Source organism: Niallia oryzisoli (genome assembly GCF_043641075.1).
GTDB lineage: Bacteria > Bacillota > Bacilli > Bacillales > Cytobacillaceae > Bacillus_BD > Bacillus_BD oryzisoli_A.
In genome coordinates this window covers 1-19,057 of record NZ_JBHZRC010000016.1, presented here as the reverse complement: position 1 = coordinate 19,057, position 19,057 = coordinate 1, and the positions used below count along the sequence as shown (strand labels likewise).

Genomic DNA, 19,057 nt, shown 5'->3' with positions numbered 1-19,057 from the left:
AATAGTAAAGGCTCAATCATTTTACATAATAGAGAGAAAATCGGCTGCTGAAAGATTTTCACGTGAATGATCCCTTGAACCTGCCTTCGAGTTCTGCGTGTTATAGCGCATGGTTAAAAACCATTATCATGATAAGTGTAAAGCATTGCTTTAAAACAGGGTGGTACCGCCAGTAATGGTCCCTGTTATAAGTAATGCTTTTTTTGTATATTAAATTCTAATATTGAGGTGAAGAAAGTGAGTCAGGATTTTGTAAAAGATATTACAAAGCGTGAAGTTGATTTTGCCCAGTGGTATACAGATGTTGTAAGAAAAGCTGAATTAGCTGATTACTCAAGCGTTAAAGGATGTATGATTATCCGTCCAACAGGTTATGCACTGTGGGAAAATATTCAACGCTTTTTAGATACACGTTTTAAAGAAACAGGCCATGAGAACGTGTGTATGCCGCTGCTTATCCCAGAAAGTTTACTCATGAGAGAAGCGGAGCATGTCGAAGGCTTTGCACCGGAAGTTGCCTGGGTAACACAGGGCGGCCAAAATCAATTAGCTGAAAAGCTGGCGATTCGTCCAACATCAGAGGTTTTATTTGCTGAACATTATAAAAATATCATTCAATCCTATCGTGATTTGCCAAAGCTGTATAATCAATGGGTCAATGTTGTCCGTTGGGAAAAAACAACCCGCCCGTTCCTTCGCACAACCGAGTTCTTATGGCAGGAAGGGCATACATGCCATGAAACGATTGAGGATGCAGAAGCCGAAACATTGCGCATGCTGGAAATATACGCTGAGGCTTGTGAGGAATTACTTGCTATTCCTGTTGTACGGGGTGTCAAAACAGCAAATGAACGATTTGCAGGTGCGGCAAATACCTACACACTTGAGACGTTAATGTATGACGGAAAAGCATTGCAAATTGCCACATCACATAACTTAGGAAATAATTTTGCAAAAGCATTTGATATTAAGTTTACTGATAGAAATGGTGAACTGCAGTACGTCTACCAAACTTCCTGGGGGATGACAACCCGCACAATCGGCGGCCTCATCATGGTTCATAGCGATGACAGGGGGCTTGTACTACCGCCAAGAGTAGCACCTACTCAACTAATCATCGTACCAATCGCTCAGAATAAGCCAGGTGTGCTGGATTTCGCTTACCAGCTCCAGGATCAGCTGAAAGAGGCGGACTTCCGGGTGAAATTAGATGACAGTGATAAACAGCCAGGCTGGAAATTTAATGAGTCTGAGATGAAGGGTATTCCGATTCGAATCGAAGTTGGACCAAGAGATATCAGTCAAAATCAAGTAATCGCTGTTCGCCGTGATACTGGCGAGAAAATTTCCTTATCGCTTGAAAATCTAGATGTGAAAATTGCTGAGCTGCTGGAAGAAATTCAACGCAACCTATTTGAAAGTGCTAAGAAGCGTGCAGATGCAAAAACAGAGTACACAGAAGATAGAGAAGTGTTTAATCAGCGGATTAAACAAGGCGGATTTGCTGTTACACCATGGTGTGAAGATGGTGCGTGTGAAGAAAAAGTCAAAGAAGATACAACGGCAACGGCAAGATGCATGTCTTTTGAAAACAATAAAGAGCCAGTTGAATCAAAGGTCTGCCCGCATTGTGGAAAAGAAGCAACAAAGATTGTTCACTGGGCAAGAGCATATTAGGGCCAAGTAAGAAAAACTTGATTTGAGCGGAGATTTCTGTTCTTTAGAAAATGGCAAAGAACAGGAATCTTCCAGTTCAAGCAAAAGACATTACCCTCCAACCCAAATCACCATTCATTTGTGCGTTATAAAGTGTTAACTCAATCATATAAAAACAAATATAATTCCAACAGAAATAGAAAATAATAACTATGCTTGGCTAAATTGTGATAGTTTGTGCACAATATCACATTCCTTATAATGAACAATAGTGGTATAAATAAATAACCTCTAAAACCCCTGATTTATCAGCTTTTTCCAAATTAATGGTGACGAAATAATTGCAAATTTTTGAATCATTGGTGAAATCCGTAAATCTATTGGAAAACTCTGTATTTTTTTAATAAATCTGGTGATATGATGTAGCTGATTAAGGAGGTGAAAAATGACTATCGTCATTTGGAAGCGGGGAGCTTGGAATTGACGAACCATTTGTATATAAAAGCATCCTTGGTACATTATTTGTTTAACTAGAGTAGTAATTACGTATCAATGAACCAGGTAGTAAGGCAATCTAAAATATGAAAGGAATGGTAGGAAATGGTTACGGCAATTTTAACACTGCTCATTGGTCTAGGACTTTGGTATTCATTCTTCTTTATCCGAGACATCATTAAGCACAAGTCGAACCTGGGACCAGAGAAGGCATGGATTGCATATCCTGTCGGTGTCATTACAGATTTTCTTGATACTCTTGGAATTGGTTCATATGCTACAACCACATTAGGCTTTAAAGTAACAAAATTCCTAAAAAATGATGAATTGCTGCCTGGAACATTAAACGTCGGTCACACAATCCCAGTTATTATCGAAGCAGTTATCTTTATTACGGTTGTTAATGTAGAAGCATTAACACTTGTATCAATGGTTATTTCAGCAATGGTAGGTTCATGGTTAGGTGCTAAATGGGTATCAAAGCTTTCCGAACGGAAAATTCAAAGAATTATGGGAATTGCCCTTGCAGTTACAGCAATCATTATGGCATTAAAACAATTATCATTACTTGATATGCTTGGTCAAGGCAATGAAGCAATGGGACTTACAGGTATACCTCTTGTCATTGGTATCGTAGGTAACTTTATCCTTGGTGCGCTTATGACGGCAGGTATTGGCTTATACGCACCATGCATGGCGTTGGTTTATATGCTAGGCTTAAATCCGCTTGCTGCATTTCCAATTATGATGACATCATGTGCAGCACTAATGCCTGTAGCAAGCTTTGAATTCGTTAAGTTCAGTCGTTATTCCAAAAAGGGTGCGCTTGGTTTAACGATTGGAGGCACACTTGGAGTTATTGCAGCTGTAACATTAGTTACCAGCTTAGATCTAACCATCTTAACATGGTTGATCATCGCAGTCGTACTTTATACTGCAGTATCAATGTATTTACAAAGTACTAAACCAGCTTCTTCTACTACTCCTGAAGCACCGTCACCACAGGAGTATCACAAAGGTGCATAATCTAACATATTAATTTAGCCCATTATCAATTCAATAGAAGTTTAGTGGCAAGCTTTTATGAATAGGACGGAACGGAGACGGCATTGCCGTCTTCCATGTTCTTTCTTCCAAATAGTAATGATAAAAAATCATATAAAAAATGCCCATTCATTTAAAGGAATGAAGGGCATTTCGTTAAGTAGCAGTTTCGCTAAACTTATTTAAAAGATTATGGCGGGAATGTGTGGGAATCGAACCCACCTAAGAAGCTATTAACTCCTCATGCTAGTTTTGAAGACTAGAAGGAACACCAGAACCTATCCACTCCCAAAGAGATAGTAGCATAAGAAAAAGGATAGGGTCAATTTGATTGTTATTTTAGAAAAGTAAATCAAGTAAGCGGAATTGAGGTGCTGCAATTTTTATCAAAGGTTTATATAATATACCGAGAAACGCATTGGTTTTACCTATGGTTGACTAAAATGTGAAAGTTTGTGCACAATATCACATTCGTTATAAAGAATATATAATCCTTTATAAACAACCCTCTTAAACTCTTTATTTATAAACGTTTTCCAATTCTATGGTGACAAAAAAATTACTAATATTTGAATGATTGATGAAAACTATCAAAATCATAGAAATGACTATATTTTTTTCCAATTCGTGATGATATGATGGAGCAGAAATGAGGAGGTGAAAAAAATGACAATCATTCATATACTTTTAAGACAGCATGTTGGCGCACCGTGTCAGCCAATTGTTAATGCAGGTGAAATCGTAAAAAGAGGACAAAAGATTGCGGTTCCTCAAGGCTTAGGTGCAAATATTCATGCAAGTGTATCTGGAGCAGTACTAGAGATTACTGACAGTGAAATTGTTATTGAGATGGCACCGGATCAGCCAAAGGACTTTGTTCCAATTCCAGAAACAGATAATTATTTAGAGGCTATTAAAGAAGCAGGGATTGTCGGTGCAGGCGGGGCTGGTTTCCCTATGCATGTGAAATATAACACAATGGTTGAAAATGGCTACATCATTGCGAATGCAGCAGAGTGTGAACCATTATTAAGCCATAACGTTAAACTGATGGAAGAACAGCCAGAGCTTATCGTTCGCGGTTTAAAATATTTAATGGAAATCACAAAAGCAAAAAAGGCTTATATCGCGATTAAGACAAAATATCAAAAGGCAATGATTGCTCTAGGTAAAGCATGTAAAGATGAGCCGGATGTAGAACTGAAATATTTGCCTGATATGTATCCATCTGGTGATGAACGTGTCATTATAAGGGAATTGTTAGGTTACACGCTAGAGCCAGGACAATTGCCGATTGCAGCAAATGCGATTGTCTCTAACATTGAAACAATTAAACATGCCGTTGAAGCAATTGAATTGCGTAAACCATTTATTGAAAAGGATTTAACAGTGTCTGGTCGAGTTCAGAATGGAACAACAGTCTTTTTGAACCAGCCAATTGGTATGCCGGTTAAATACTATATCGAACAATGTGGCGGATATATTCATCCATATGGAGAAATCGTTATAGGAGGTCCATTTACTGGCAGACACGGAGAAGAAGATACACCGCTTACAAAAACTTCAGGTGGTATTCTCGTAGCAATGCCTTTCCCACAGGAGACCCGAAAAGTAGGGATTCTTATGTGTGAATGCGGTGGCAGTGAAGAGAGATTAACTGAAATTGCAACCGGAATGGGTGCAGAAGTAGTAGCAGCTGAAAGATGTAAACGAATGGTAGAGGTTAACGGAAGGTATAGATGTAGTTTGCCGGGAGTATGTCCGGGACAAGCTGAAAAGGTCCTAAGCATGAAAAAAGCAGGGGCAGAAGTTGTACTTACAGGAACGTGCCAGGATTGAACTAACACCGTCATGGGTGTAGCTCCTAGGTTAGGAGTTCCGGTTTATCACAGTACAGATCACGTATTACGTGCGGCAGGTCATAAGCTATACAGAAAATTAGCCACCGTTAAATAATTTGCATTCGTTTCCTACCCTTTATTAACATGAAGCAAAAAATTTATTAGGAGGCTTATTTATGTCAATTACTGTAGAAACAGCTAAAGACCATGCCAAAGACCCTGCAGTGTTATGCTGTAGAACAGAAGCAGGAACCATTATTAAACCCGATAATCTAGAAGATCCAGCCCTTTTTCCAGATCTTGAAGATAGCGGGTTACTAAAGATGCCAGATAATTATATCACAATTGAGCAAGCAATTGGAGCAAAACTTACAAAAACATTAGATGCTCTTATCCCATTAACACCAGATGCATTAGAGGGTGTGAAAGCAGTAGAACAAGAAGAGACTGCTGAAGTAAAAGCAGAAGCAGCAGTACAAGAAGTAGAAGCGGCGCCAGTTGTAACAACACCGGTAACAAGCCAAGCTAAAACAATTAAATTAACGATTGCAGAAGGAAAAGGAATCAGTCTTGAAATTCCTTTAACAGTAGAAGGTATCAGCAGTATTGTTCCGACAGAACATGTTGGACAAGCTGTTAGCTCTGTCAGCAGTGCTACAGAGAAAGTAATAGAAGAGAAAGCTGAGGAAGCAAAGAGAATCCGCAGTCTTCAAAAGAAATACTTCCCAATTAATAAAGTAGTTTTTGGAGAAACTACTAAAATTGACGGCACGACATTAGTACTGCGCCATGCAGATGAAATCTGTCAAGATTCCGTTAAATTAGAAGAGCTAGTAGAAGACATGAAATTGGAAATTATTACACCTGATATGTATGACATGTACAGCGAAACGATCATGGATGTTCAACCAATTGCAACGAAAGAAGAAGGCGAACTTGGCCATGGAATTACTCGCGTAATTGATGGTGCCATTATGGTCTTAACAGGTACAGATGCAAACGGAGTACAAATTGGTGAGTTTGGATCATCTGAAGGTGAACTTAATAAGAACATTATGTGGGGACGTCCAGGTGCTCCTGATAAAGGTGAAATATTCATTAAAGCTCAAGTAACAATTAAAGCAGGTACAAACATGGAGCGCAGTGGTCCTCTAGCAGCCCATAAAGCAGCAGATTTGATTACAGAGGAAATCCGCAAAGCACTTAAGGAAGCAGACGATTCCTTAGCCGTATTTACTGAAGAAATCGTTCAGTACCGCCGCCCTGGTAATAAGAAGGTTTTAATTGTGAAGGAAATCATGGGACAAGGTGCAATGCATGATAACTTAATCATGCCAGTTGAGCCAGTAGGTACCTTAGGTGCAAAACCAAACGTAGATTTAGGAAATCTACCAGTTATGTTAGCACCAACAGAAGTTCTTGATGGTGGAATCCACGCATTAACATGTATTGGACCTGCATCTAAAGAATGTTCACGCCATTATTTCAGAGAACCATTAGTTGAAGCAGCTATGGCAGACGAAGAAATTGATTTAGTGGGTGTAGTATTTGTTGGATCACCACAAGCTAACTCTGAGAAGTTCTATGTTTCTAAGCGTCTTGGCATGATGATTGAAGCAATGGATATTGATGGAGCAATCGTAACCACTGAAGGTTTCGGAAATAACCATATTGATTTTGCTTCCCATATCGAAGAGATTGGTAAACGCGGTATTGAAGTGGTCGGCATGACTTATTCTGCTGTCCAAGGAGCACTTGTTGTTGGTAATAAATATATGAACAACATGGTTGATAACAATAAATCTATGCAAGGTATTGAAAATGAAATTCTCGCAAATAACACACTTTGTGAAGAAGATGCGATTCGCGCCCTTGCTATGTTAAAAACCGTTCTTGGCGGAGAGAAAGTAAAGCCAGCTGAAAGAAAATGGAATCCAAATGTTAAATTAAATAACGTTGAGGCCATTGAAACAGCAACTGGCAGAAAGATTGAGCTAGTCGACAACGAGCAAGTACTGCCTAAGAGCAAAAAGCGTATGGAAATTTATGAGCCTGATCAGGAGCCAGTACTAAACTGAGGGTGAATTTATGGATAGATTAGCAGAATTAAAATATATCTCTACTGAGAGAATGTATGAAGGAATCATCGTAGAAGTAACAGATGCAAGCGTAACGATTGATTTAAAAGGACGTCTTGGACAATTGAAAATTCCACGCAGAATGCTTATTTCACAATACAATATTCAATTAGGTCAAGAGGTTGGCTTTATGATGAGTTATCCGGAGGTTCTTGATGAGACTCCAGATGAAAAGTACGTCTATGCTATAAATGAATCAATACGACGCAGAAAAGAAATCGAAGCGAATAGACAAACAGTATAAGAAAGGGGTCGAGAAAATGGTTACCGTAGTGAAAGGTTTACAATCAGAGATTTACGTTCCAGTTACGCCTAAACCAGTATTTACACCAGTAACAAAACCATTAAAGGAAATGCGCATTGCTTTAGCAACAGCAGCAGGCGTTCATTTAAAATCAGATAAGCGTTTTAATCTAGCAGGGGATACAACATTTAGAGAAATTCCTGGAGATGCTCCAGCAGATCAATTAATGGTATCTCATGGCGGTTATGATAACGCTGATGTTAACAAAGATATCAATTGTATGTTCCCGATTGACCGCTTACGTGAGCTACAAGCAGAAGGGATATTTAAGGAAGTTGCCCCAATGCATTATGGCTTTATGGGCGGCGGTGGAAATCAGGAAGTATTTACTGAAAAAACAGGTCCTGAAATTGCCGCAAAATTATTAGCAGAAGAAGTAGATGCCGTTCTTCTTACAGCTGGCTGAGGTACGTGTCACAGAACTGCCGTGATCGTGCAGAGAGCTATTGAAGCAGCTGGTATTCCAACTATTCTTATTGCAGCATTACCGCCGGTAGTGCGCCAAAATGGTACACCTCGTGCTGTAGCACCGTTAATTCCAATGGGAGCTAATGCTGGTGAGCCGAATAACATTGAAATGCAAACAGGCATTTTAAAAGATACACTAGCACAGCTTGAAATCATCCAAACAGCGGGAACAATTGTATCGTTACCTTACGAGTATATCGCTCATATTTAATCGCAATATGTTTACACAACAACTAGTACTCACAAATAGCTATATCTATTTGTGAGTACTAGAATTTGAACATATAGGGTGATAGATATGGAAGAGGTTCTCAGAAGTTTAACGATTCGATGTTTCCATGTTATGAATGTGGAATTTGGTTCAAAGGTTAACTTAAGTAATGGAACGTTAACAATTCCAGGTATGTATGATGAACTAGCTGATAAGTTTGATAATGTGTCAAATCTTTCAGTATCCATTATTGAACCAAAAAAACATGATATTGAAATTAATACGATTATGGATATCATGCCGATATCCACTAAAGTACTAGGTGAACTAGGTGAAGGAATTACCCATACATTAACAGGTGTTTATGTCATGCTGACCGGTGGAGATGAAGAAGGGAATCAAATGCACGAGTTTGGTTCATCTGAAGGCATTTTGAAGGAGAAGCTAAAGCTTGGCAGAGCTGGAACACCAAATGAAGATGACTATATTATTCATATCGATATTACTCTAAAACCAGGTCTCTCTTTTACAAGAAGTCTGGCATTTTCGATGTTTCAGATTTGTGATTCTATCATCCATCCAATTCGAGATATTTTAAAAATGAAAAATGGAAAAGATGCAGATGAGAAACATGTGTATCATGATCAGGTGAAAAAAGATAAAACAAGAATTGCGATCGTTAAGCAAGTGGCTGGACAAGGTGCGATGTATGATAATCTTTTGTACATGAAAGAACCAAGCGGGATAGAAGGCGGAGTTTCAATCATTGACATAGGAAATATGCCTGTCGTCCTTACCCCTAACGAATATCGCGATGGTGCACTGCGATCCCTGACATAAAAAATTTTTCATGTAAAATGTGATGAAGTGAACAATCGCTAAAGGCTGGTGATGTTTAATGGGAATTGGACCTTCTACAAAAGAAACGACATTACATCATTTTCGAGATCCATTGACTCGGATAGTGAGTTCCGATCAAGACGTTGACCTGGCGGGTATCGTTATTGTCGGAACACCACAGGACAATTATAACAAACATCTGGTTGGAAAGCGAACAGCTGCATGGTTAGAAGCAATGCGTGTAGATGGTGCTATTATCTCAGCAGATGGTTGGGGAAATAGTGATGTGGATTTCGCTAATACAATGGAAGAAATAGGTAAACGCGGCATTAGTATTGTCGGATTAAAGTTTATTGGCACCCAGGCGAAATTTGTTGTTACAAATGAATTCACTGATTTAGTGGTAGATTTTAATAAATCAGAGGAAGGCATAGAGACAGAGGTTGTCGGTGAAAACAACGTCGATGAAATGGATGCACGAAAAGCACTTGCATTGTTAAAGTTAAAGATCAGACGGGACAAACAATTATAAGACCCGACTGTGTAGAGCTTTCGAAAATCGGAGGTATAGACCATGACAATTTCAGAATTAATTCCAGTTATTGATAAAAATGAGCAATTAAGTACAGAATCCCAAGAAAAAAGAACCACCATGACAAGAATGGTTACAGCAATTGATTCGCATACAGCAGGTGAAGCTGCTCGTATTGTTACAGGAGGACTTCCTAATATCCCAGGTGCAACAATGGCTGATAAAAGACAATATTTGATTGATTATCAAGATCATTTACGTACAGCAATCATGCATGAACCACGCGGTCACAATGACATGTTTGGTGCATTCTTAACTCCACCGGTTCATCCAGAAGCGGATTTCGGTATCATTTTCATGGATGGCGGCGGTTATTTAAATATGTGTGGACATAATACGATTGCAGCAGTTACAGCGGCAATTGAAACAGGTATGGTAGAGACGTATGCTGATCAAAGAACAGCACAAGTAGTTCTTGACACTGCGGCGGGACTTGTTCGTGCAACCGCTTACATAAAAGGCGGTAATAAAGTAAAAGAGGTTTCCTTTAAAAATGTTCCTTCATTCTTATATAAGAGGGACCAAAAACTATGGATTCCTGAATTAGATAGAGAGGTAACCTTTGATATCTCCTTTGGCGGCAGCTTCTTCGTCATTATTTCTGCAAAAGAGTTAGGACTAAAGGTAATGCCAGAAAATGCTTCAAAGCTATCTGATCTTGGTATGAAGATTTTACAAAGAGTAAATGACAGTATTGAAATTCAACATCCAACGTTAGCCCACATTAAAACAGCCGATTTAATCGAAATTTTCGATGATCCAACACATCCTGAAGCGACCTATAAGAATGTTGTTGTGTTTGGACAAGGGCAAGTGGACAGATCCCCTTGCGGAACAGGCACAAGTGCTAAGCTGGCGACTCTTTATGCTAAGGGAGAGTTGGCTATTGATGAACCATTTGTATATGAAAGCATCCTTGGCACTTTATTTAAGGGACGCGTAGTGGAAGAAACAACAATTGGCGGACAAGCTGCTATTGTCCCAGAAGTAACCGGCTCTGCCTATATTACTGGATATAATACTTTCTTAATTGACCCTGAAGACCCGCTTAAATATGGATTTACTTTGAAATAAGCACAGTAGCTCTTAAGTTTTTTATTAGGTACTCGAAAAAAGAGAGGATTGGTTTAAGTGGTTGCAGCGATTATAACACTGCTCGTTGGTTTGGGAGTTTGGTTTTCCTTCTTTTTACTGAAAGATTTAATCAAACACAAAGCTAACCTTGGCCCGGAAAAAACCTTGTCGGCATTTATTGTTGGTCTTGTGACAGATTTCCTTGATACCCTTGGAATTGGGTCATTTGCTACGACAACACTTGGTTTTAAAATAACAAAATTTTTAAAGAATGATGAATTACTGCCCGGAACATTAAATGTTGGTCATACAATTCCAGTAATTGTTGAAGCTATTATATTTACTACTGTTGTTAAGGTTGAAGCGTTAACCCTTGTTTCCATGGTTGTAGCAGCTATGGTCGGTTCGTGGGTAGGTGCAAGAACGGTATCAAAATTCCCTGAGAAAAAAATCCAAAGACTTATGGGAATTGCGCTTGCTGCTACGGCAATCCTAATGGCTGCTAAACAATTATCTTTACTTGATATGCTAGGTCAAGGCAACGAAGCGATGGGACTTAGCGGTATACCGCTTATAATTGCGGTTGTAGGGAACTTTATCCTGGGTGCCCTAATGACAGCAGGAATTGGTCTATATGCACCATGTATGGCCTTAGTGTATATGCTTGGTTTAAATCCTCTTGTGGCTTTTCCGATTATGATGACTTCTTGCTCAGCCTTGATGCCTGTAGCAAGCTATGAATTTGTTAAATTCAGCCGTTATTCCAAAAAAGGCGCTATTGGTTTGACAATCGGGGGTATATTAGGTGTAGCGATTGCCGTTACATTTGTTACAAGCCTAGATTTAACTATATTAACATGGTTAATTATCGCGGTTGTATTATACACTTCAGTTTCAATGCTAAGATCCAGCTTTAAACCGGCTGTTTCTTCTGATTCCGTTGAATATCAAAAAGGTGCATAATTGCAGACTTATATTTAACTAAATTTTCATAAGATGAGGAGGGAAGATGGCCATGCTGTCTTCCTTGTTCTTTCTGTATTGATATAGGATAAGAGGATAATAGATTGCATTTTTGTGAGACATATCTCACTTTATTCAGTGCAATTTTATGATATAAAGCAAATGTACGTATAGTTAATCATGAATGAATGGGGAATCGTTTGGTTCAAACTGAAAATTCCATAAAAAGGTAATTGGTGCTGGAGTAAAAAGTAAGACTGGAAGGAGCAGTGAAAATGGACCATATTGTAATTGGAACAGCAGGACACGTCGACCATGGGAAGACAACCTTAATTAAGGTTATGACTGGAATCGAAACGGATACAACGGTAGAGGAAAAAACACGTGGGCTTTCTATTAATTTAGGCTTTGCTTATATGGATCTGCCAAGTGGCAAACGGGCCGGAATTGTTGATGTACCAGGGCATGAGAAGTTTATTAAAAACATGATGGCGGGTCTTTCTGGAATTCATTTAATACTCCTTGTTATTGATGCTGGAGAGGGCGTTATGCCGCAAACGAAGGAACATATTGATATTTTGCAAATGCTGGGTATCAAGAAGTATATTATCGTGCTGACCAAAGTAAATACAGTTGATGAGGAATTAGTAGAATTAGTAGTTGAAGATATTCAAGAGCAATTAGAAGGAACACTCCTTGAAGAGGCGCCAATCTATAAAGTAGATTCGCTATCAGGTACGGGAATTAATGAGCTAATCTCAAAAATCGATGAGGAAAGCCAAAAGATTGAACGCTCCAACTCACTTGTATCACCGCGGATGCATATTGACCGTGTTTTTTCAGTAAAAGGCTTTGGCACAATTGTTACTGGAACGCTGATAGAAGGGACATTACATGTTAATGACGAATTAATCATCTTTCCAAAGGAGCTTCGGACCAAAATAAGAAATATTCAGGTTCATGAGAAAAATGTTAATGAGGCTTCAGCAGGAATGCGGGTAGCGTTAAATTTAGCAAACGTGCATGTGAATGATCTCTCAAGAGGGGACACTTTAGCAAGCTCTGGATCAGTCCAAAAAACGTGGATGATCGATGTGAAAGCAGCGTTATTACCACATGCCGAGAACCCTATTAATCTTTGGGATAGGCTGCGTCTTTATATAGGAACGAGAGAGGTTCTTTGTCGTGCTGTTCCAATCGGTGTTGAAAGGCTAGAGCCGGGTGAGGAGGCCTTCTTACAACTGCGTCTTGAAGAAGAGATTGCAGCAAAAAAAGGTGATAAATATATCCTGCGTTCCTATTCACCAATGCATGTGATCGGCGGCGGGGTAATATTAGATACACTGCCAACAAAACATCGTCGTTTTAACGAGCATACCATCGAAACGCTAAAGACCCGTGAAAAAGGCTCAACAAGTGAATTAATTGCCGATTTCATGAATAGAAAAGAAGATTTGCTGACCTCAATGGAAGAAACGGCCAGTTATTTGGGTATGCCTCAAACAGAAGTAATAGAGTACATGGGTGAAATGGTCAAGAAAAACCAGCTGATCAAAGTTCACCAGTTGTATATGTCTTCGTTGAAATATGAAAAGTTAAAAAAGGATATAACAGCTATTCTAGATCGTTATCATAAATCATTCAGACTGAGAACAGGAATAACAAAAGAAGAGCTGCGATCTCGGGTTGCTTCGAATGTAAAGAGCAAAGACTTTGATAAACTGTTACAATTGTTAGCCGATGAAAAAGTGATAAAGAATCATGAGACCATTTCTTTAAGTGAGTTTACGGTAACGTATAACAAATATCAGCTAAAGGATAAAGAAGATATCGAGCAAAAATTGAAAAAAGCTGGTTTTACTCCTCCAAGTGAATTGGAACTCATAGGAGATAACAAAGAACGCAAGGAATTAATTGATTCCCTTACAGGTAAAACGATTGTTCGTCTTGATTCAGAAACCGTCATGTTTAAAGATTACTATGAAGAGGCTGTTCAGAAAGTAATCAACTTTATAAAACAGAATGGTAAGATGACACTAGCAGAATTTCGGGATATGACAGGATCCAGCCGCAAATATTCCATGATCATTTTAGAGTGTCTCGATAAAAATAAAATTACCAAGCGTGTAGAGAATTTCCGGTTGTTATATTAACATAGATGAATATCGGTTGAGCTTAGTGAATATATATAATGTGAATAAACACGAACGTTGGGAAATGTAGATATAAAAATGTTCGTTTTATTTATTGACGGGTTTATTTTATGCTGATATAATATTTTCGGTAAGGCAATTATGTAAATACATCGTATAATCTTGGGGATATGGCCCAAAAGTTTCTACCAAGCTACCGTAAATAGCTTGACTACGAGTTGATAATAAATTGTATATTCTCCTTTTATTGTCATTATTTGTAGTCAAGCACTTCGATTGTTATTGAAGTGCTATTTGGTTTTGGCGAAATTCGTGTCAACTGACATCTGTTTGGTTAGAATGAATAGTGTGATAGCATGATTATTTGCCAGGATCGCTTTTGTAGGGACTATATATAGGAGGAATATCATGAAGAAGTATTTTCAGTTTGATGCGCTTGGAACAAATTATCGCCGCGAAATTATAGGCGGATTAACCACCTTTTTAGCAATGGCTTATATTCTAGTAGTAAACCCCATCACGCTGACTCTAGCTGATATTCCTGATTTGCCTGATGCGCTGCGTATGGACTATGGAGCTGTCTTTGTGGCAACTGCTTTATCAGCAGCGATTGGCAGTATCATTATGGGACTGCTTGGAAGATATCCGCTTGCGCTTGCACCTGGTTTAGGATTAAATGCATTCTTTGCATATACAGTTGTACTTGGAAGTGGTACTCCTTGGCAGCATGCACTCGGAGCGGTTTTTATTTCCAGTATGTTCTTTTTAATTTTAACCTTAACAGGACTTCGTGAAAAGCTAATTAACGCTATACCGATTGAACTAAAGCATGCTGTTGGTGCTGGTATTGGTTTATTTATTACTTTTATTGGTTTGCAAACATCAGGAATTATTGTCAATAATGATGCAACACTTGTTGGTATTGGAGATCTATCAGAGCCTAATACACTGCTTTCTATATTTGGGATTTTAGTGACTGTTATCCTTATGGTTAGAGGGGTAAGAGGCGGCGTTTTTTATGGCATGATTATTTCTATTATTGTAGGTATGGTTTTTGGATTAATAGATACACCAACTAAAGTGGTTGATAAGGTACCTAGTCTTGAACCTACATTCGGTGCGGTATTTTCATCATTTAGTGATCCGTCTTTCTATACAACGGCTATGCTTGGAATTGTTTTAACATTTTTATTTGTTGATTTCTTTGATAATGCCGGTACATTGGTTGCTGTTGCGAACCAGGCGGGATTTGTAAAGAATAACAAGCTGCCACGTGCAGGACAGGCTTTATTAGCTGACTCTATTGCATCTGTAACAGGTTCTATTCTTGGAACATCAACGGTTACTTCTTATGTTGAATCTTCTGCAGGGGTTGCCGCAGGTGCGAGAACAGGCTTTGCTTCGCTCATAACAGCAGCGTGTTTCTTGTTATCACTTTTCTTTTTCCCGTTACTACAGGTTGTTACTTCGGCGGTAACTGCCCCGGCGCTCATTATCGTAGGAGTGTTAATGGTTTCGTCACTTGGAAAAATTGATTGGACAAAATTTGAAGTTGCCGTACCTGCCTTTTTAACAATGATCATCATGCCTCTTTCTTACAGTATTGCTACTGGTATTGCAGTTGGATTTATTTTCTATCCAATTACGATGATCGTGTCAGGACGTGCAAAAGAAATCAATCCAATTATGTATTTATTCTTTATCATATTTATTTTATACTTTATTTTTAAATAATGGTAAGTGCTAAAAAAGCTGACTATTGATTTAGTCAGTTTTTTTTATAAGTATGCTGTTAAAAATAAAAAGTTCGATAAAAAGCCAATAAAAATCATTTGACTTAAAACCTTATATTTCTATAAGATATGAATTGTGAAAGTCATTATAAACTGAGGAGAAACTATGGCTGATCTTATTGTACAGAAGGTATTAAATAATAATGTATTAATTGGAGAGCATTCATCATATGGCGAAGTAGTGATAATCGGAAAAGGAATTGGGTTCAATCGCAAAAAGGGAGAAAGTATTGATCAATCCCACGCTGAGAAGACCTTTGTTTTGAAAAATGAAAAAGAACAAGAAAATTATCTTAAGCTATTGCCTTTTATTGAAACAGACCTTTTGGATACGATCATTACTGCGATACACCATATCAAAAAAAGTACCGGGGCAGAATTAAATGAGCATATCCATGTTGGATTAACGGACCATTTAATGTTTGCGATAAAACGACTATCTAATGGTCTGGAAATGAAAAACCCGTTTTTACTTGAAACAAAAGCGTTGTACCCAATGGAGTACAGCACTGCAAGGGAAGTAGTCACGTTAATTGAGGAAAAAATAGGGGTGTATCTGCCGGAAGATGAAATCGGTTTCATTGCCTTGCATATTCATAGTGCTATTATGAATAAAGAGCTTTCTGATGTAAATCGCCATTCTCAGTTAATTACATCTTTAGTTGAACTAATAGAGGACCAACTAGATATAAAAATAGACAAGGAAAGTATTGATTACTTACGACTTGTCCGGCACTTAAGGTTTGCGATTGAAAGAATTAATGCTGGTGAAACAGTGGAAGAACAAGGAAATATAAATTCCTTCTTGAAAGCGGAATATCCTATATGCTATAATCTTTCATGGAAGCTCATAAAGGTTATGCAGAAGTATCTTCAACAACCTGTTTATGATGCAGAAGCAGTTTATCTGACAATGCATCTGCAAAGATTGCAAAAAAAGAAAATTTAATAACGCTATCATTCTTATACGTGTTACTGACTCGATCAGGCATGAGTAAAAGAAGATAATTGAATTGATGATTTTGGGGAAAGGTATACCTAATTCCAAATCATCTTTCGATTTTTTCTTTTACTCATGCCTTTTTTATTTTCACTCTTCTGATAGCGTTTTTATGAGCTTATAAAAAATAAAATTGGAGGTTTCTATATGTTGAAAAAAGCCTTTGGTGTTCTACAAAAAGTTGGTAAAGCCTTAATGCTTCCAGTTGCGTTATTGCCGGCTGCGGGTATTTTACTTGCGTTGGGTGCTGCACTACTTAACCCTACTTTATTAGATATTGCGCCATTTCTAGATAATAGTACCATTCAAATGGTTGCCGCTGTCATGCAGAAAGCGGGAGACATTGTTTTTGGTAACTTACCGTTGCTGTTTGCTGTTGGTGTTGCTGTTGGACTTGCTGGAGGAGAAGGAACTGCCGGACTTGCAGCGATTATTGGCTACTTAATTATGAATGTAACAATGGGTACAGTGTTAGGTATTACTGCAGAAGATGTAAACGGTTTAAACTATGCGAATGTACTTGGAGTTCCTACCCTACAAACAGGAGTTTTCGGGGGAATTATCGTTGGTATTATGGCTGCGGCTATGTATAATAAATTCTTTGAAATTGAACTTCCATCTTACTTAGGCTTCTTTGCTGGAAAACGATTTGTTCCAATCGTTACGGCTGCATCTGCAATCGTTCTAGGATTATTGATGCTTGTAATTTGGCCTCCAATTCAAGATGGTTTAAATGCATTCTCACAAAACATGGTTCATGCAAACTTAACGTTATCCGCGTTTATCTTTGGGGTAATCGAACGTTCGTTAATTCCTTTTGGATTACATCATATTTTCTACTCGCCATTTTGGTACGAGTTCGGTCAATATGTGACAGCGGCTGGAGATGTTGTTCGTGGTGATCAGCGTATCTTTATGGCACAAATTTCAGACAATGTACAGAACTTAACAGCGGGTACATTTATGACAGGTAAATTCCCGTTTATGATGTTTGGCTTACCTGCTGCAGCTTTAGCGATTTATCAGGAAGCTCGACCAGAGAAAAAGAAATTTGTTGGCGGACTTATGGTTTCTGCGGCACTAACATCATTCTTAACAGGTATCACAGAACCTCTTGAGTTTTCTTTCTTGTTTGTTGCGCCGGTATTGTTTGGTATTCATGCAATATTCGCTGGTTTATCATTCATGACCATGCATCTATTGAATGTTAAAATCGGTATGACTTTCTCAGGTGGTTTAATTGACTATATTCTTTTCGGATTAATCAATCCGCAGACAAATGCTTGGCTTGTCATTCCGGTTGGTTTAGGTTTTGCGGTTATTTACTACTTTGGTTTCCGATTCGCTATCCGTAAATTCAATCTTAAAACACCAGGACGTGAAGATGAGGTGACTGAAGCGGAAGCTGGCCAATCTAAAGGCGGCGATTTACCTTATCAAATTCTTGAGGCAATGGGTGGTCAAAGTAATATTGCTCACTTAGACGCTTGTATCACTCGTTTACGTGTTTCAGTAAATGATATTAAGAATGTAGATAAAAATGAGTTAAAACGTTTAGGTGCTGCTGGAGTACTTGAAGTAGGAAACAATATTCAAGCAATCTTTGGTCCTCGTTCAGAAACAATCAAAGGACAAATGAAAGATATCATGAGTGGTAAAAGACCTGTTGCTGTAGAGAAAGCGCCTGAAAAAGGTGTTGAACAACAGATAGAAGAAGTGACTCCGAATGTTTTACAAAACAAAATTGTCGATGAAAAATTTGTATCACCAATTAAAGGGGAAATTAAGTCAATAACAGAAGTACCTGACGCAGTATTTTCCGGTAAGATGATGGGAGATGGCTTTGCGATTCTTCCTTCAGAAGGTACGATTGTTTCTCCTGTAAAAGGGAAAATCGTTAATTTGTTCCCAACAAAACATGCAATTGGAATTCTATCTGATGGCGGACGTGAAATCTTAATTCATGTTGGTATCGACACAGTTAATTTAAAAGGTAAAGGCTTTGAAGCATTGGTTGCTGAAAATGATCAGGTTGAAGCTGGACAGCCTCTACTAAAGGTTGATTTTGATGCTATTAAAGATCAAGTTCCTTCTATTATAACTCCAATTGTATTTACGAATCTTGCTCAGGATGAAACAGTGGTTATTAAGAAGCAAGGGAATGTAGATATTAAAGAAGAAAATATCATTGATATCTCAAAATAAGCTATATTAATGAAGGAAAAGGGCCGTTCTCTAATAAAGAGGACGGCTCTTGTTGTTATTTTAGAATTCACTATTGACTCCCTGAAGGCTAAGTGTTATTATACTTAAGCAGTCGTGAGGTAATAGTTTTCTTTTTAAAAAAAGTTATTGACTTATCTTCTGTGAATGTGATATATTATTAAAAGTCGCTTGAGCGACATATTAATTGCTCTTTGAAAACTAAACAAACAAAAACGTCAACGTTTTAATTTTTAGTCTTTTTTGAAAAAAAGACATTAAA

The 19,057-nt window shown here is 38.2% G+C and carries 14 protein-coding genes, 1 tRNA gene, 1 riboswitch and 1 other annotated feature (1 of these 17 cut by a window edge); of the genes, 14 read left to right on the top strand and 1 reads right to left on the bottom strand.

The genetic code is table 11. The features are described 5' to 3' along the window. Positions 1-187 (top strand) — a binding site (T-box leader) (it extends 18 nt beyond the left edge of the window). Between the two features lie 50 nt (positions 188-237). Next, positions 238-1,677 carry a proline--tRNA ligase gene (proS, locus tag ACHUFV_RS24580; protein WP_394238839.1) on the top strand — a complete coding sequence of 480 codons (1,440 nt, stop codon included), beginning with the start codon at positions 238-240 and terminating at the stop codon, positions 1,675-1,677. A gap of 579 nt (positions 1,678-2,256) precedes the next feature. Then, entirely contained in the window at positions 2,257-3,177 is a 921-nt protein-coding gene (locus ACHUFV_RS24575) for a sulfite exporter TauE/SafE family protein (protein ID WP_394238837.1), read from the top strand. Positions 3,178-3,388: 211 nt separating this feature from the next. Here ACHUFV_RS24575 and ACHUFV_RS24570 read toward each other — a convergent pair. Next, a tRNA-Sec gene (locus ACHUFV_RS24570) sits at positions 3,389-3,485 on the bottom strand. Positions 3,486-3,861: 376 nt separating this feature from the next. Between ACHUFV_RS24570 and prdC the strand changes: the two genes are divergently transcribed. The 12 genes from prdC (at position 3,862) to ptsG (ending at position 18,777) form a co-directional block, all read left to right on the top strand. Next, the gene (prdC, locus tag ACHUFV_RS24565) at positions 3,862-5,151 is read left to right on the top strand and encodes a proline reductase-associated electron transfer protein PrdC (RefSeq protein WP_394238835.1); all 1,290 of its coding nucleotides are present in this window, start codon (positions 3,862-3,864) and stop codon (positions 5,149-5,151) included. A 61-nt stretch (positions 5,152-5,212) separates the two neighbouring features. After that, on the top strand, positions 5,213-7,114 hold the full coding sequence (gene prdA / locus ACHUFV_RS24560; RefSeq protein ID WP_394238833.1) for a D-proline reductase (dithiol) proprotein PrdA: 1,902 nt from the start codon (positions 5,213-5,215) through the stop codon (positions 7,112-7,114). Positions 7,115-7,124: 10 nt separating this feature from the next. Beyond that, the gene (locus ACHUFV_RS24555; RefSeq protein WP_394238832.1) at positions 7,125-7,418 is read left to right on the top strand and encodes a CBO2463/CBO2479 domain-containing protein; all 294 of its coding nucleotides are present in this window, start codon (positions 7,125-7,127) and stop codon (positions 7,416-7,418) included. 16 nt (positions 7,419-7,434) lie between these two features. Continuing rightward, positions 7,435-8,157 (top strand): D-proline reductase (dithiol) protein PrdB, encoded by a 723-nt coding sequence (gene prdB / locus ACHUFV_RS24550; protein ID WP_394238944.1) that lies wholly within the window; start codon positions 7,435-7,437, stop codon positions 8,155-8,157. A gap of 87 nt (positions 8,158-8,244) precedes the next feature. Beyond that, complete coding sequence (prdD, locus tag ACHUFV_RS24545; RefSeq protein ID WP_394238830.1) at positions 8,245-8,997, top strand: proline reductase cluster protein PrdD; 753 nt, start codon at positions 8,245-8,247, stop codon at positions 8,995-8,997. 58 nt (positions 8,998-9,055) lie between these two features. Then, positions 9,056-9,529 carry a glycine/sarcosine/betaine reductase component B subunit gene (locus ACHUFV_RS24540; protein ID WP_394238828.1) on the top strand — a complete coding sequence of 158 codons (474 nt, stop codon included), beginning with the start codon at positions 9,056-9,058 and terminating at the stop codon, positions 9,527-9,529. Between the two features lie 42 nt (positions 9,530-9,571). Next, positions 9,572-10,663 (top strand): proline racemase family protein, encoded by a 1,092-nt coding sequence (locus tag ACHUFV_RS24535; RefSeq protein WP_394238826.1) that lies wholly within the window; start codon positions 9,572-9,574, stop codon positions 10,661-10,663. A 57-nt stretch (positions 10,664-10,720) separates the two neighbouring features. After that, positions 10,721-11,626, top strand: coding sequence for a sulfite exporter TauE/SafE family protein (locus tag ACHUFV_RS24530; RefSeq protein WP_394238824.1), 906 nt, complete (start codon positions 10,721-10,723; stop codon positions 11,624-11,626). Positions 11,627-11,901: 275 nt separating this feature from the next. Beyond that, entirely contained in the window at positions 11,902-13,779 is a 1,878-nt protein-coding gene (gene selB / locus ACHUFV_RS24525; protein WP_394238822.1) for a selenocysteine-specific translation elongation factor, read from the top strand. A 132-nt stretch (positions 13,780-13,911) separates the two neighbouring features. Next, a riboswitch (purine riboswitch) is annotated at positions 13,912-14,013 on the top strand. Positions 14,014-14,187: 174 nt separating this feature from the next. Beyond that, positions 14,188-15,513, top strand: a complete 1,326-nt coding sequence (locus ACHUFV_RS24520) for an NCS2 family permease (protein WP_394238820.1) — start codon at positions 14,188-14,190, stop codon at positions 15,511-15,513. A 165-nt stretch (positions 15,514-15,678) separates the two neighbouring features. Beyond that, the gene (gene glcT, locus ACHUFV_RS24515; RefSeq protein WP_394238818.1) at positions 15,679-16,521 is read left to right on the top strand and encodes a glucose PTS transporter transcription antiterminator GlcT; all 843 of its coding nucleotides are present in this window, start codon (positions 15,679-15,681) and stop codon (positions 16,519-16,521) included. A gap of 198 nt (positions 16,522-16,719) precedes the next feature. After that, positions 16,720-18,777: a glucose-specific PTS transporter subunit IIBC gene (ptsG, locus tag ACHUFV_RS24510; RefSeq protein WP_394238816.1), complete on the top strand. Its 2,058-nt coding sequence runs from the start codon at positions 16,720-16,722 to the stop codon at positions 18,775-18,777. Positions 18,778-19,057 lie beyond the last annotated feature (280 nt).

What these genes read in the sequence shown, in the direction of transcription:
- ACHUFV_RS24575 (WP_394238837.1), top strand. Translation starts at nt 2,257, where the DNA reads ATGGTTACGGCAATTTTAACACTGCTCATTGGTCTAGGACTTTGGTAT.
- prdA (WP_394238833.1), top strand. Translation starts at nt 5,213, where the DNA reads ATGTCAATTACTGTAGAAACAGCTAAAGACCATGCCAAAGACCCTGCA.
- ACHUFV_RS24555 (WP_394238832.1), top strand. Translation starts at nt 7,125, where the DNA reads ATGGATAGATTAGCAGAATTAAAATATATCTCTACTGAGAGAATGTAT.
- prdD (WP_394238830.1), top strand. Translation starts at nt 8,245, where the DNA reads ATGGAAGAGGTTCTCAGAAGTTTAACGATTCGATGTTTCCATGTTATG.
- ACHUFV_RS24540 (WP_394238828.1), top strand. Translation starts at nt 9,056, where the DNA reads ATGGGAATTGGACCTTCTACAAAAGAAACGACATTACATCATTTTCGA.
- ACHUFV_RS24535 (WP_394238826.1), top strand. Translation starts at nt 9,572, where the DNA reads ATGACAATTTCAGAATTAATTCCAGTTATTGATAAAAATGAGCAATTA.
- selB (WP_394238822.1), top strand. Translation starts at nt 11,902, where the DNA reads ATGGACCATATTGTAATTGGAACAGCAGGACACGTCGACCATGGGAAG.
- ACHUFV_RS24520 (WP_394238820.1), top strand. Translation starts at nt 14,188, where the DNA reads ATGAAGAAGTATTTTCAGTTTGATGCGCTTGGAACAAATTATCGCCGC.
- glcT (WP_394238818.1), top strand. Translation starts at nt 15,679, where the DNA reads ATGGCTGATCTTATTGTACAGAAGGTATTAAATAATAATGTATTAATT.
- ptsG (WP_394238816.1), top strand. Translation starts at nt 16,720, where the DNA reads ATGTTGAAAAAAGCCTTTGGTGTTCTACAAAAAGTTGGTAAAGCCTTA.